We start from the raw sequence: 12,680 nt of genomic DNA on the forward strand, positions 1-12,680 counted from the left end.
GAAATAACGAATGCTGTGTTTCGCGGCACGGGGAATGGTGAAGGGCCGTCGGAAATTGTATCAAAGGCGATGACGAAAACGCTGAAACCTCTCCTCACCAAACGACGCTTAAATCTTCCAGCGTCATCCTCGGGCTTAACCCGAGGATCTACAGCCGCACGAGGGATGGATCCTCGGGTCAAGCCCGAAGATGACGTCGAGTGTGGATGAAGGTCCGTCAACAAGCTAAGGGCGCAGCCAAAGCCGCGCCCTCCAATTACCCCAAGCGGATCAACTCACGCGGCCCGAGAAACCTCGCGCCCTGCCCCCTGTCCAAGTTCGAAACGGGAAAGCAGCGAGCGCAGCTGCTGGCTTTCCTCGGCAAGCGTCTGGCTGGCCGCCGTCGTTTCTTCCACCATGGCGGCATTCTGCTGCGTCATCTGATCCATATGGTTGACGGAGGTATTGATCTCCTGCAGGCCGGTTGCCTGTTCCCGCGCCGCCGTGGCGATAGAGTTCACATGGCCTTCGACGCGGTTGACCAGCGCCACGATCTCTTCCAGCGCATCGCCCGTGGAACGCACGAGCGCGACACCGCCGCCGACCTCTTCCGCCGAACGGTTGATGAGGGTCTTGATCTCCTTGGCCGCGTTGGCGGAGCGTTGCGCCAGCTCGCGCACCTCCTGTGCCACCACGGCAAAACCACGTCCCGCTTCGCCCGCCCGTGCGGCCTCAACCCCGGCATTCAGCGCCAGCAGGTTGGTCTGGAAAGCGATTTCGTCGATGACGGAGATGATCTGACCGATGCGTTTGGAGGAATCCTCGATACGACCCATGGCATCAACGGCGTTTCGAACGATCTCGCCCGAGCGGCCGGCGCTGGTTTTCGTGTCCTGCACCATCTGCCGCGCCTCATTGGCCCGTTCGGAAGCGGTGCGCACGGTGGCGGTGATCTCGTCAAGGGCCGCTGCCGTCTCCTCCAGCGCCGCCGCCTGCTGTTCGGTCCGGCGTGAAAGATTACCCGTCGCGCCGCTGATATCGGAGGCGCTGTCATTGACGACATCGCCGGTTCTGGCAATCGCCTCGATGGCGCCGTGCAACGCGCCAACCGCACGATTGAAATCCATGCGCAGTTTTTCATAATCCGCGCCAATATCGGCAAGCTCGACGGTCAGATCGCCATTGGCAAGCGCCTCCAGCGAATTGCCGAGCTGGGTCATGGCATGGGCCTGACGTTCAGACGCGGAGCGCAGAACCGTTTCATTGCCCCGCCGCGCCTCTTCCAGTGCCCGCTGCTGGTCAGCCTCACGGGCCTGCAGGGCGCTGCGCTCATTGACGCTGTCACGCAAGACCAGAAGCGTCTTGGCAATCGCGCCGATTTCGTTGCGGCGGTCAGCGAACTGGATTTCGGCCGCGCCGTCACCATCGGCGATCCGCTTCATGCTCTGGCGAATAAGATCGATCGGTCGCGTCACGCTGCGCACGACGGCGGCTGCCACGCCGATGACCAGAAGGGCAGACAGAACGCACAGACCGATGTTGAAATAGGCATCGCTCCAGAACACCGCCTCAAGATCGTCCACATAAACACCGGTGCCGACAATCCATCCCCAGGGGGCGAAACCGGCGACATGGGAAAACTTCTCCACCGGGTCCGGCGCACCGGGTTTCGGCCAATAATAATCGACAAAACCCTGACCGCCCGCCTTCACCGTGTTCACGAATTCGACGAACAGCGCCTTGCCGTTCGGATCCTTGTTGGCGGTAAGGTCGGTGCCGTTCATTTCAGGCTTGATCGGATGCATCACCATATTGGGATGCATGTCGTTGATCCAGAAGTAACCGCTGCCATTGCCATAACGCATCGCCGCGATTGTCGTTTTGGCCTGCTGCTGCGCGGCTTCCCGTGTCAGGCTGCCATTCTGCTCCAGACGATAATATTGCTCGAGAATGGCAACGGCGGTTTCGTTCATCGCCGCAAGCCCGGCTTTGCGCTCGCGCTCCATCTCGTGGAAGGTTTCAAAAAGGCTGAATGTCAGCGCCGCGGTCAATATTGTCAGAAACAATGCGACAAGCGCATAAAGACGCATAGATATCGTAACGTTTTTCATATTCCCCCCAACGCCGACGATGGCATTCCCATCAGCCGATGTTAAAGTTGAAAAATTTATTATCATTAAATACGCATCTTATACGTTAGTATTATTCCCGGCCGTCTCCGTGAAACCCGTCGATACTCTCCACAGCCATTCAAAAGCGGCACGGCTGTCCGAAATTCGACGAGCGCGCGCCTGGCTTTAAAGGGCTCGTTAACTCTGGCGTCCTATCCTCCTTTGCCAAATATACGGTATGGGAAGCACGCGATGGCACGGCCGAATTTCCGCTTTACGCATTACGACCTGAAGGAATTGCGGGCTGGGACGACCATTGAAATATCGCTGTCGGCCGTCAACAATGTGCGGCTGATGACAGGCGCGAATTTCCAGCGTTTCACCGAACTGCTCGACTTCAAATATCTCGGCGGTGTCGCGAAAAAATCACCGATCCGCATCGCCATTCCGGAAACGATGCACTGGCACCTGGTGATCGACGCCGAGGGGCATAGTGGCCTGGCGGAGTCCTCGGTAAAGATGCTGCCGGCACAGCCGCAGGTCGCGCCACAGCGCAAAGCGTCCTGATTTCTTCAAAGCATTTCGGCTTTTCTCGGAAACGCCACACGCTCTCGTATCCTTACGCATTTTCCGAGCGTAAAAGCGCCACGTATTTTGACGGAAATTCACTAATAAACAAAGAGATAGCGCGGCTTTGCGACTCTTTTTGCCAAGCACATGATTCTGTTTGTGAAGAATGCCGCCTAACGCGCGCCACGCTCACGGCGCAGCTTCGCCCACCAGTCGAGACGTTTGCGGATTTCCCGCTCGAAACCCCTGTCGGGCGGATCGTAAAAAGTCGTGCGGCCCATTTTTTCCGGGAAATAATCCTGTCCCGAAAAAGCATCCGGCTCGTCATGGTCATAACGGTAGCCGTCGCCGTACCCCTCGCCCTTCATCAGCTTAGTCGGGGCATTGAGAATGTGTTTGGGCGGCACCAGCGAGCCGTTTTCCTTGGCCGCCCGCATTGCCGATTTGAAGGCGGTGTAAACGGCGTTGGATTTCGGTGCGGTGGCGAGATAAACGCAGGCCTGCGCCAGCGCCAGCTCGCCCTCGGGTGAACCGAGATAATCATAGGCATCCTTGGCGGCATTGCAGACGGCAAGCGCCTGCGGATCGGCAAGGCCGATATCTTCCACCGCCATGCGCACCAGCCGCCGCCCCAGATAAAGCGGATCTTCGCCGGCATCGAACATGCGGGCCAGATAATAAAGCGCCGCATCCGGATCCGAGCCGCGCACCGACTTATGCAGCGCCGAAATGAGATTGTAGTGACCGTCCTGGCTCTTGTCATAAACCGGGGCGCGTCGCTGCACGATGCGTGTCAGCCCTTCGGTATCGAAGGCCTCATCCTTGCGCGCCGCCCGCCAGACCTCTTCGGCAAGCGTCAGCACGGCGCGGCCATCGCCATCCGCCATGCGGATGAGGCTCGCTCGCGCGTCTTCCGTCAGTGGCAGAGGTTTGCCCTCCGCTTCCTCGGCGCGCTTCAGAAGTTCACTGAGACTATCCTCATCATGCGAACCAAATGTCAGCACCCGCGCCCGCGACAAAAGAGCGGCGTTGAGTTCGAAGGACGGGTTTTCGGTGGTGGCGCCCACCAGAATGATGGTGCCATCCTCCATCACCGGCAGGAAGCTATCCTGCTGGGCGCGGTTGAAACGGTGTATCTCGTCAACGAACAGCAGCGTCTGCCGGCCGTTCATCCGGCGGGTACGCGCTGCCTCGAATACTTTCTTGAGGTCAGCGACCCCGGAAAAGATCGCCGAGATTTGCTCGAAAGCCAGCCCTGCCTCACCCGAAAGCAGACGGGCAACCGTCGTCTTGCCGGTTCCGGGCGGCCCCCAGAAGATCATCGAGCCCAAAGAGCCACTGTCGATCATCCGGCGCAGTACGCCCTCTTCACCCGTCAGATGCGCCTGCCCGCTTACCTCGGCCAGTGTCTTAGGACGCAGGCGATCGGCAAGAGGCCGCCGATTGGCGACCTCGACAGGCACTTGCGGGGCGAAGAGGTCGTCACTCATCGCAGGAACTGCCGGATGCGCTGGCCGTCGCGCAGGATTTCGACCCGCCAGAAACCGGGATTGTCATCCAGCGCCTTCTCGACCGCAGCCGTGGAGCCGATATCCGCGCCATTCAGCGACAGGATCACGTCCTTCGGCTGGAAACCGACGCGATAGGCTGGCGAACCGCGCTTCACATCGGTGATGACCACGCCCGTCACCTGCGACGGCATGCGCAGCTCATCGGCAAGCTTGGGCGAAAGATTGGCGACGGTGGCGCCAGCGAAGGGATTGCGGCCTTCAACCAGGCGCTCATCACGCGGCGCGGTTTCCGGCGCCGTGTCGAGTGCGATGGTCAGCTTCTTTTCCTTGCCCTTGTCCATCACGGTAAGCTCGGCGGATTTGCCGATGCCCGCCGTCGTCAGGCGATAACCCAGTGCATCGGGATGCTCGACCTCGAAACCATTGACGGCAGTAACAACCTGCCCCGGCTCGATGCCCGCCTTCTCCGCCGGGCCATCCTTGACGACACTGACGACCAGCGCCCCACGGGCGCGATGCAGACCAAGCGCCTCGGCGACATCAGAGGTTACGGGATCGAAAGTCGCGCCAATATAGGGCCGCTGAAAGTTTGCATCGCCGCGTTCGGCCGCAGCGACGAACACGCGGACGAGGTTGGCAGGAATGGCAAAGCCGATGCCGTTAGACCCGCCGCCCTTGGAGAAGATCGCGGTATTGATGCCGATCAGCTCACCGGCCATGTTCATCAGCGCACCACCGGAATTGCCGGGGTTGATGGAAGCATCGGTCTGGATGAAGAAGCCGAAATCGCCCTGCGTCACCTGATTACGCGCCAGACCCGAAACGATGCCGCTGGTCACCGTCTGGCCGACACCGAAGGGGTTGCCGATGGCCAGCACCAGATCACCCACCTCGATGGTGTCAGAATTGCCAAGCGACAGCACGGGGAACTGCTCCTTGGCATCGATCTGCAGAATGGCAAGGTCGATACGGTCGTCCTTCATCAGCACCTTGGAGGAAAACTCGCGTCCATCCGCCAGCGCTACCTTGATGTCGTCGGCACCATCGATGACATGGTTGTTGGTCACGACCAGACCGCCGGCGGTGACGATCACGCCCGAGCCGAGCGACGACTGCTTTTCCGTGCGGTTCGGCATCTGCTGGCCGAAGAACTGCTCGAAGAACGGGTCGCCGGCAAAGGGCGACAGACGCCGCTGCACGGCACGTTCGGCATAGACATTGACCACAGCACCCGCGGTGCGCTTGACCAGCGGCGCGAAGGAAAGCTGCATTTCCGTGTGGCTTGACGGTACGGTCTTGTTGTCCTGCGCCTGCGCGCCCGCGGGCAGGAGAATGAGCGCGGCGAAAAAGCCGGTGGACAGATACTTCAACACGCTTCGCATGTGATTCCTCATCGTCATCAGTATGATGGAGTTATAACGCCAAAGCCTGTAAAGCAAAGAGCGGCAAGATGATGGCCAGCCTTTTCCCTGTGCAGGCCGGTTCCGGCAATTGGAACCACCGACGCCCCTTTTTGGTTTCATCCGCATCGATTGTCCTTGAAAGAAACGATCCATGCATCTGAAACAGACTTTCCTCGCCTGCGGCCTCCTCCTCTGCGCCTCCACTCTCGGCTCGCCAGCTTCGGCAGCCAGCTTTGATTGCACCAAGACCGATCTGGCGGCGGATGAAAAGGCGATCTGCGACAACCGTGCCCTGAACGACCAGGACGTGAAGATGGCCACCACCTTCGATATCCTCACCCAGCTGATGGCCATGGGCGCCCGTGACACACTGCGCGAGGAGCAGAGCCAATGGTTGAAGAAACGCCAGGAATGCGCGGCGGATGTCGCCTGCCTGACGGGCGCTTACGACGAGCGTATGAAGAAGCTCGGAGAAGCTTTCCAGAGCATCAACAGACCCCTTTAATCGATACGGTGATTATCAGGCTGCACGGATGATGTTCTCCATTAAACCGTGCAGCTGATCGCGATAACCGGTTCTGGCCGACGGCGCATCCTCACGTGAGGTCATGACCACGGACAGGCGCTTGGCGGGAACGATGTAGAGCATCTGCCCACCATAACCCCAGGCGTAATAGACCTTTTCTCCCGCCATCTCCTTGATGAACCAGCAATAGCCGTATCCATCACCGTTGAAGACGGAGTTGGTGCGCTGTTGCCAGGACTGGTCGATCCATTCCTGCGAGATCAGCCGCTCACCGCCGGGCGTCACCCCGCCCCGCCGGTAAAGCTCGCCAAAGGCCAACAATGAGCGCGCCGTCATCGCCATCTGGTTACCGCCGAGATAAATGCCCTGCGGATCGCGCTCCCAGCCACCAATGGCAAATCCCTCCAGCGGCCGGAACCAGTCTCGCGCCAGAGAGAGCGTCGAGCGGCCGGAGGCCCTGGTCAATATCGCCGAAAGCAGATGTGTGGAGCCGGTGGAATAAAGCATGCCACCATCAGGCTCTCCGGCAAAACCGGACCCCAGCGCCATGCGCACCCAGTTGCGGCTGGCAACCCAGCGCCCATAATTCGGGCCGGACATGCGCTCCAGACCGGATTGCATCGAAAGCAGGTTGCCGATGGTGACCCTCTCCAGCCGCGGATCGGGATTCGGCGGAAAATCGCTGCGCAGGATGGTCGCAATCGGCTGATCGGCACCAGAGAGTATCTTCCGGTCGATCGCCATGCCGACCAGTGCCGAAATGACCGATTTCGATGCCGACTTGATGTTGGTGGAGCCGTTAAGGGTCGCACCATGATAGGCGCGGCTGACAACCTCCGCCCCGTCGATGCTGACGATGACGGCCTTGAGGCTCGAAAGCGCATCCGCGTCCCTCAGCAATGGATCAAAACGGGCGCCATTTCCGGAGCTTTGCGCGCGCGCAAGCGGGGCGAAAGGCAGCGAGGCGATGAGGGCGAGTGCGGTTCGTCTTTTCATGCTGATGAAGTTAGGCATCGCTACGCTACGGAAAAGAGCCGATGGACGAACATCACTCCAATGTGACCAAGATGAAGGCTGGCACCCGGTTGGATAGTTTCGAATTTTATCATGAAAACAGCATGTTGCGTGGACTTGGAGAATGATCCTCTGAGGCAGTTGAATCAGTTTGCGAACCCCGACGCGGCATTCGCCGGAAGGGCATTAAAAAACCGCCCCGGAAGGCGGCTGACTTGAGGATAGCAATCTTGCGTCACATGCCACGTCATCCTCGGGCTTGTCCCGAGAATCCATCCACGTCGCACAAAATCGAAGGGTTGCAGATGCTCGGGACAAGCCCGAGCATGACGGCCGAGAGGTATTCGCGTGTCAAAACCCTGCAGGCTTACTCCGGCAAAATCCGCACCGCGCCCTTGTCCGCGCTCGACGCAAAGGCCGCATAGGCCTTCAACGCCGTCGTGACATTGCGCTTGCGCGGTGCTACCGGCTTCCAGCCGAGCTCTTCCTGTTCGGCCCGGCGCGCTGCAAGTTCCGCATCCGTGACCTTGAGGTTGATGGTGCGGTTGGGAATATCGATCTCGATCAGGTCACCCTGACGCACGAGGCCGATGGCGCCGCCCTGTGCCGCTTCCGGCGAGGCGTGACCGATGGAAAGACCTGACGTGCCACCAGAGAAGCGACCGTCAGTGATCAGCGCGCAGGCTTTGCCGAGACCCTTGGATTTCAGGTAGCTGGTTGGATAGAGCATTTCCTGCATGCCCGGTCCGCCCTTCGGCCCTTCGTAACGGATGACGACAACATCGCCCGCCTTGACCTCATTGCCGAGAATACCCTTCACCGCGGCGTCCTGGCTTTCGTAAACGACGGCCGAACCGTTGAATTTCAGGATCGATTCATCAACACCCGCCGTTTTCACGATGCAGCCATCGAGCGCGATGTTGCCATAAAGCACGGCTAGACCGCCATCCTTGGAGAACGGCTTTTCGACCGAGCGGATGACGCCGTTATCGCTGTCGGTATCCAGATCATCCCAGCGCGAAGACTGGCTGAAGGCAACCTGGGTCGGCACGCCGCCCGGGGCCGCCTTGAAGAATTCACGAACCGTCTCGCTGTTGGTGCGGGTAATGTCCCAGCGATCGATGGCATCGCCCAGCGTCGCCTCGTGCACGGTATAGGTATCGCGGTTGATGAGACCGCCACGCTCCAGCTCGCCGAGAATGCGCATGATGCCGCCGGCGCGGTGAACGTCCTCCATATGCACGTCCTGCTTGGCCGGCGCGACCTTGGAAAGGCATGGAACCTTGCGGGAAAGACGGTCGATGTCCTCCATGCCGAAATCGACACCGCCCTCGTGCGCAGCAGCCAGAATATGCAGAACCGTGTTGGTGGAGCCGCCCATGGCGATGTCCAGCGACATGGCGTTCTCAAACGCCGCCTTGTTGGCGATTGTGCGCGGCAAAACGGTCTCATCATCCTGCTCGTAATAACGGCGGGCCAGATCGACGATCAGATGGCCGGCCTCGACGAAAAGGCGCTTGCGATCCGAGTGGGTGGCAAGCGTCGAGCCGTTGCCGGGCAGCGAGAGACCCAGCGCCTCGGTCAGACAGTTCATCGAATTGGCGGTGAACATGCCGGAACAGGAACCGCAGGTCGGGCAGGCAGAGCGTTCGATGATCTTGACGTCCTCATCGGAAATCTTGTCATCGGCAGCCGCCACCATGGCATCGACCAGATCAAGCGCGACGGTCTTGCCATGCAGAACCACCTTGCCCGCTTCCATCGGGCCGCCGGACACAAAGACGGCGGGGATGTTGAGCCGCATCGCAGCATTCAGCATGCCGGGGGTGATCTTATCGCAGTTGGAAATGCACACCATGGCGTCAGCGCAATGGGCGTTGACCATATACTCTACAGAGTCAGCGATGATCTCGCGCGACGGCAGCGAATAAAGCATGCCGTCATGACCCATGGCGATACCGTCATCGACTGCAATCGTGTTGAATTCCTTGGCAACGCCGCCCGCCGCTTCGATTTCGCGGGCAACCAGCTGGCCGAGATCTTTCAAATGCACATGGCCCGGTACGAACTGCGTGAAAGAGTTGACCACCGCGATGATCGGCTTGCCGAAATCGCTGTCCTTCATGCCGGTGGCGCGCCAAAGGCCGCGCGCGCCCGCCATGTTGCGGCCGTGGGTTGTCGTTCTGGAGCGATAGGCTGGCATGGTGTTTTCCTCGATCTCTTGAACAGAAGGGCCGTCTTCCGCAGCGCGGTCAAAACAGCCTCTGCCCTATTTTGCGGTTTTTCTAGCGCAAACCGCAAGCCCTGTCACTGTCACCTTCCGGCAAAACAGTACGGTTCGGTACGGTACGCTCCGTCTGCTGCTGCCATTCCGGCACTGGCTCATCACAAATGCGCGATTTTCACCGTGCGGTCGTTGTTTTTTCGCACAGCGCTGAAACATATCTGTGCAGCGGTCGTATTGGTTATCATAATCGATTTATCGCCGATGCACCCGGCTTTTGTGGAGGTTGAAATGCCCGCCTATCGTCCGCCCCTCATCGCGGCAAGTGAAATCACGCCGAAGAGTACCTACCTGTCCCGACGCGGCTTTCTCGGCACGGCGGCCGGACTTGCGGCAGTTGGACTTACCGGTCGCGAAGCGATCGCCGCACCGCTTTCCGCAAAACCCGGCGCCTACAAGCTGGATGACAAGCTCACCCCGCTCGATGCCGTCACCAGCTACAATAATTTCTACGAATTCGGCGTCGGAAAATCCGACCCGAAGGAAAATTCCGGCAAGTTCAAGCCCACCCCATGGACGGTGAAGGTGGATGGTCTCGTCTCCAAGCCGCAGGAATTCGGCATTGAAGAGCTGATGAAATACCAGCTTGAAGAGCGCACCTATCGCATGCGCTGCGTCGAAGGCTGGTCGATGGTCATTCCGTGGATCGGTTTTCCCCTTGCAAGCCTGCTCGACAAGGTCGAGCCGCTTGGCAGCGCGAAATACGTCACCTTCGAAACCGTGGTGCGGCCGGAGGAAATGCCGGGCCAAACCGGCCTGTTCCAGCCGCTGTCCTGGCCCTATATCGAAGGCCTGCGCCTCGATGAGGCGCGACACCCGCTGACCCTGCTTGCCGTCGGCCTATACGGAGAAACACTGCCCAACCAGAACGGCGCACCGATCCGGCTGGTCGTTCCATGGAAATACGGCTTCAAGGGCATCAAATCCATCGTCAAGATTTCGCTGGTCGAAAAGCAGCCGGAAACGACGTGGAAAAATTCCAATGCCCGCGAATACGGCTTTTATTCCAACGTCAATCCGCATGTGGACCATCCCCGCTGGAGCCAGGCGACCGAACAGCGTATCGGCGAAGGCGGCTTTTTCGGCACCCAGAACCGCCCTACCCTGATGTTCAACGGGTATGACGAGGTGGCAAGCCTTTATACCGGAATGGACCTGAAAGCGAATTATTGACCATGGCCTTTGCCCTGTCGCTTCCATCGCTGCCGAAGCGTTACCAGCCGGCGGCTATCTGGTCGCTATATGTGATCGGTCTCTGTCCGGCCGTCTGGTATTTCTACCTCGCCGCAACCGGCGGCCTCGGCTTTAACCCGGTCAAGGATTTCGAGCACCTGCTCGGCATCTGGGCGCTGCGCTTTCTCTGCCTTGGCCTGCTGGTGACGCCGTTGCGCGACCTCTTCAACATCAACCTCATCGCCTATCGTCGGGCACTGGGCCTGATTGCCTTTTATTACGTGCTGGCGCACTTCACCGTCTATATGGTGCTGGATCGCGGCCTGATGCTGGGCTCCATCGCCGGAGATATTCTCAAACGCCCCTATATCATGCTCGGCATGGCCGGGCTTGTCATGCTCACGCCGCTTGCGCTCACCTCCAACCGCTGGTCCATCCGCAAGCTTGGCAGCCGCTGGAACACGTTGCACAAGCTCGTCTATCTCGTGCTCATCGTTGGCGTGCTGCATTTCGTGCTGGCACGAAAATCGATCACGCTGGAGCCGGTGTTTTACATCAGCACAATGGTGGTATTGCTCGGATATCGGCTGGTGCGGCCGACGATCATGGCGGCGAAGAGGGCGAAACGCGCGAAACCCGCCCGGCCATGAAGAATGCGGCCGCGATGCCCGTGATGTAACAGACGATATTCCATGGGGAAAAAACGCGACCGAGCAGCAAGGCTCCGGCCGTCGTCGATCGAAACGCGTCCAGCGCCGGAAAATGGACAAGCCGGATGAATTCCACGGCAACAGCGACGAGAATGGCGGCCCGAGCCTCATAACCACGCCAACCGGACGGAAACACCGCCGCCAGCAACAGAAAAACCATAGCTCCCCACAGCACGGATCCGCCATATTTTACCGCCACGAACGGTAACCCAACGTCATAACCGAATGCCCGCAGGCAAAGACCGCACATGATCACCGCGATAGCAGCTCCCAAAAGCCGGAGGCGCGCAAAATAAGACGGGGATAGGCTTGGCGGGCCCATGCAGGCTCCTTCCGGTTTTCGTATGAACGTGGCGGATGCAGATCGAGGCGAGAACATGAGCACAGGGACCAGCCCAGCCACAAGCCGCCTCTCGGTTTTGGACAATCTGCTTTGCGATACCTATCCCTGGGGCGAACTCAAGGGCTTCAGGCGCTTTATTGTCGAATTTCTCTATTTCGGCATCAAGGAGGCCCGCGCCTGCCTGTTTGCGGGGTTGTTTTTCATCTCCATCTTCGTCGTGCCGCATGGCGGGTTGTTCGGCATCCCGCGTTATGACGTACTGCTGATCATTGCGCTCGCCATCCAGTTCTTCATGATCTGGAGCAGGCTTGAAACGCTTGATGAGGCCAAGGCCATCCTGCTGTTTCACGTCGTCGGTTTCGTATTGGAAGTATTCAAGACATCCAGCGCCATCCAGTCGTGGTCCTATCCGGATTTCGCCTATAGCAAGGTCCTCGGCGTGCCGCTTTTCTCCGGCTTCATGTATGCCGCCGTTGGCAGCTACATCATTCAGGCATGGCGCCTTCTGGATGTGCGCATTCGCCACTATCCAACCTACTGGATGGCGACGCTGATCGGCATCGCCATCTATGCCAACTTCTTCACCCATCACTTCATCGGCGACTACCGCTGGTACATCGCCGCCTGCGCCATAGGGCTCTATTCCCGCGCGACCGTGATTTATCGCCCCTATGATCGGGATCGAAAGATGCCGCTGCTCCTCTCATTCGTCCTCATAGGATTTTTCGTCTGGCTGGCGGAAAACATCTCCACCTTCTTCGGCATCTGGAAATATCCCGACCAACTCGGCGCCTGGTCCGTGGTGCATATCGGGAAATGGAGTTCATGGTCGCTGCTGGTCATCATGACCTTCACCATCGTCGCGCATCTCAAGCACATCAAGGCCCGTATCCACGTTCCGGAGTGAGAGAGGATTCTCTGCAGCCAAGCAACTGGCTGGGCAGCTCACGGCTGCGGCAATATTCGCAAATTAAAGTACCCGCACGAATGTGCTCAAGGTGGCGAGATCCGCGCCTGCCCTCCTCCCGATACGAAACGCAAAAAAGCCGGGCGATC

Annotated in this window: 11 protein-coding genes; 5 read left to right on the forward strand and 6 right to left on the reverse strand. The window is 59.3% G+C overall.

From position 1 onward, the window contains the following. Nucleotides 1-275 precede the first annotated feature (275 nt). On the reverse strand, nt 276-2,090 hold the full coding sequence (locus EXN68_RS06755) for a methyl-accepting chemotaxis protein (RefSeq protein WP_142840160.1): 1,815 nt from the start codon (nt 2,088-2,090) through the stop codon (nt 276-278). 252 nt (nt 2,091-2,342) lie between these two features. Here EXN68_RS06755 and EXN68_RS06760 point away from each other — a divergent pair, with 252 nt between their 5' ends. Beyond that, nucleotides 2,343-2,657, forward strand: coding sequence for a DUF1883 domain-containing protein (locus tag EXN68_RS06760; protein ID WP_046798183.1), 315 nt, complete (start codon nt 2,343-2,345; stop codon nt 2,655-2,657). A 176-nt stretch (nt 2,658-2,833) separates the two neighbouring features. On the opposite strand, the gene EXN68_RS06765 is transcribed toward EXN68_RS06760, so the two are convergent. Both EXN68_RS06765 and EXN68_RS06770 read right to left on the reverse strand, forming a co-directional pair. Next, the gene (locus EXN68_RS06765) at nt 2,834-4,150 is read right to left on the reverse strand and encodes a replication-associated recombination protein A (RefSeq protein ID WP_142840161.1); all 1,317 of its coding nucleotides are present in this window, start codon (nt 4,148-4,150) and stop codon (nt 2,834-2,836) included. Next, entirely contained in the window at nt 4,147-5,553 is a 1,407-nt protein-coding gene (locus EXN68_RS06770; protein WP_142840162.1) for a DegQ family serine endoprotease, read from the reverse strand. Before EXN68_RS06770 ends, EXN68_RS06765 begins: the two co-directional genes overlap by 4 nt. Nucleotides 5,554-5,725: 172 nt before the next feature. Between EXN68_RS06770 and EXN68_RS06775 the strand changes: the two genes are divergently transcribed. Beyond that, nucleotides 5,726-6,079 carry a lysozyme inhibitor LprI family protein gene (locus EXN68_RS06775; protein ID WP_142840163.1) on the forward strand — a complete coding sequence of 118 codons (354 nt, stop codon included), beginning with the start codon at nt 5,726-5,728 and terminating at the stop codon, nt 6,077-6,079. 15 nt (nt 6,080-6,094) lie between these two features. Here EXN68_RS06775 and EXN68_RS06780 read toward each other — a convergent pair whose 3' ends face one another. Then, complete coding sequence (locus tag EXN68_RS06780; protein WP_142840164.1) at nt 6,095-7,096, reverse strand: serine hydrolase domain-containing protein; 1,002 nt, start codon at nt 7,094-7,096, stop codon at nt 6,095-6,097. A gap of 385 nt (nt 7,097-7,481) precedes the next feature. Next, on the reverse strand, nt 7,482-9,317 hold the full coding sequence (ilvD, locus tag EXN68_RS06785; RefSeq protein ID WP_142840165.1) for a dihydroxy-acid dehydratase: 1,836 nt from the start codon (nt 9,315-9,317) through the stop codon (nt 7,482-7,484). Between the two features lie 312 nt (nt 9,318-9,629). On the opposite strand from ilvD, the gene msrP reads away from it, so the two are divergent. Next, nucleotides 9,630-10,571, forward strand: a complete 942-nt coding sequence (msrP, locus tag EXN68_RS06790; RefSeq protein ID WP_142840166.1) for a protein-methionine-sulfoxide reductase catalytic subunit MsrP — start codon at nt 9,630-9,632, stop codon at nt 10,569-10,571. Between the two features lie 2 nt (nt 10,572-10,573). Then, nucleotides 10,574-11,221: a protein-methionine-sulfoxide reductase heme-binding subunit MsrQ gene (gene msrQ, locus EXN68_RS06795; RefSeq protein ID WP_142840167.1), complete on the forward strand. Its 648-nt coding sequence runs from the start codon at nt 10,574-10,576 to the stop codon at nt 11,219-11,221. On the opposite strand, the gene EXN68_RS06800 is transcribed toward msrQ, so the two are convergent. Beyond that, complete coding sequence (locus EXN68_RS06800; protein ID WP_142840168.1) at nt 11,175-11,603, reverse strand: ribosomal maturation YjgA family protein; 429 nt, start codon at nt 11,601-11,603, stop codon at nt 11,175-11,177. The genes msrQ and EXN68_RS06800 overlap by 47 nt on opposite strands. A gap of 55 nt (nt 11,604-11,658) precedes the next feature. Here EXN68_RS06800 and EXN68_RS06805 point away from each other — a divergent pair, with 55 nt between their 5' ends. Beyond that, a complete protein-coding gene (locus EXN68_RS06805; protein ID WP_142840169.1) occupies nt 11,659-12,531 on the forward strand; it encodes a DUF817 domain-containing protein in 873 nt (290 codons plus the stop codon). Nucleotides 12,532-12,680: the final 149 nt, after the last annotated feature.

Source organism: Martinezella rhizogenes (assembly GCF_007002745.1).
In the GTDB taxonomy this organism is placed as follows: Bacteria; Pseudomonadota; Alphaproteobacteria; order Rhizobiales; family Rhizobiaceae; genus Agrobacterium; species Agrobacterium cucumeris.

Coding starts and splice junctions, on each gene's coding strand:
- EXN68_RS06805 (WP_142840169.1), top strand. CDS start 11,659: ATGAGCACAGGGACCAGCCCAGCCACAAGCCGCCTCTCGGTTTTGGAC.
- EXN68_RS06770 (WP_142840162.1), bottom strand. CDS start 5,553: ATGCGAAGCGTGTTGAAGTATCTGTCCACCGGCTTTTTCGCCGCGCTC.
- msrP (WP_142840166.1), top strand. CDS start 9,630: ATGCCCGCCTATCGTCCGCCCCTCATCGCGGCAAGTGAAATCACGCCG.
- EXN68_RS06760 (WP_046798183.1), top strand. CDS start 2,343: ATGGCACGGCCGAATTTCCGCTTTACGCATTACGACCTGAAGGAATTG.
- EXN68_RS06755 (WP_142840160.1), bottom strand. CDS start 2,090: ATGAAAAACGTTACGATATCTATGCGTCTTTATGCGCTTGTCGCATTG.
- EXN68_RS06765 (WP_142840161.1), bottom strand. CDS start 4,150: ATGAGTGACGACCTCTTCGCCCCGCAAGTGCCTGTCGAGGTCGCCAAT.
- msrQ (WP_142840167.1), top strand. CDS start 10,574: ATGGCCTTTGCCCTGTCGCTTCCATCGCTGCCGAAGCGTTACCAGCCG.
- ilvD (WP_142840165.1), bottom strand. CDS start 9,317: ATGCCAGCCTATCGCTCCAGAACGACAACCCACGGCCGCAACATGGCG.
- EXN68_RS06800 (WP_142840168.1), bottom strand. CDS start 11,603: ATGGGCCCGCCAAGCCTATCCCCGTCTTATTTTGCGCGCCTCCGGCTT.
- EXN68_RS06775 (WP_142840163.1), top strand. CDS start 5,726: ATGCATCTGAAACAGACTTTCCTCGCCTGCGGCCTCCTCCTCTGCGCC.
- EXN68_RS06780 (WP_142840164.1), bottom strand. CDS start 7,096: ATGAAAAGACGAACCGCACTCGCCCTCATCGCCTCGCTGCCTTTCGCC.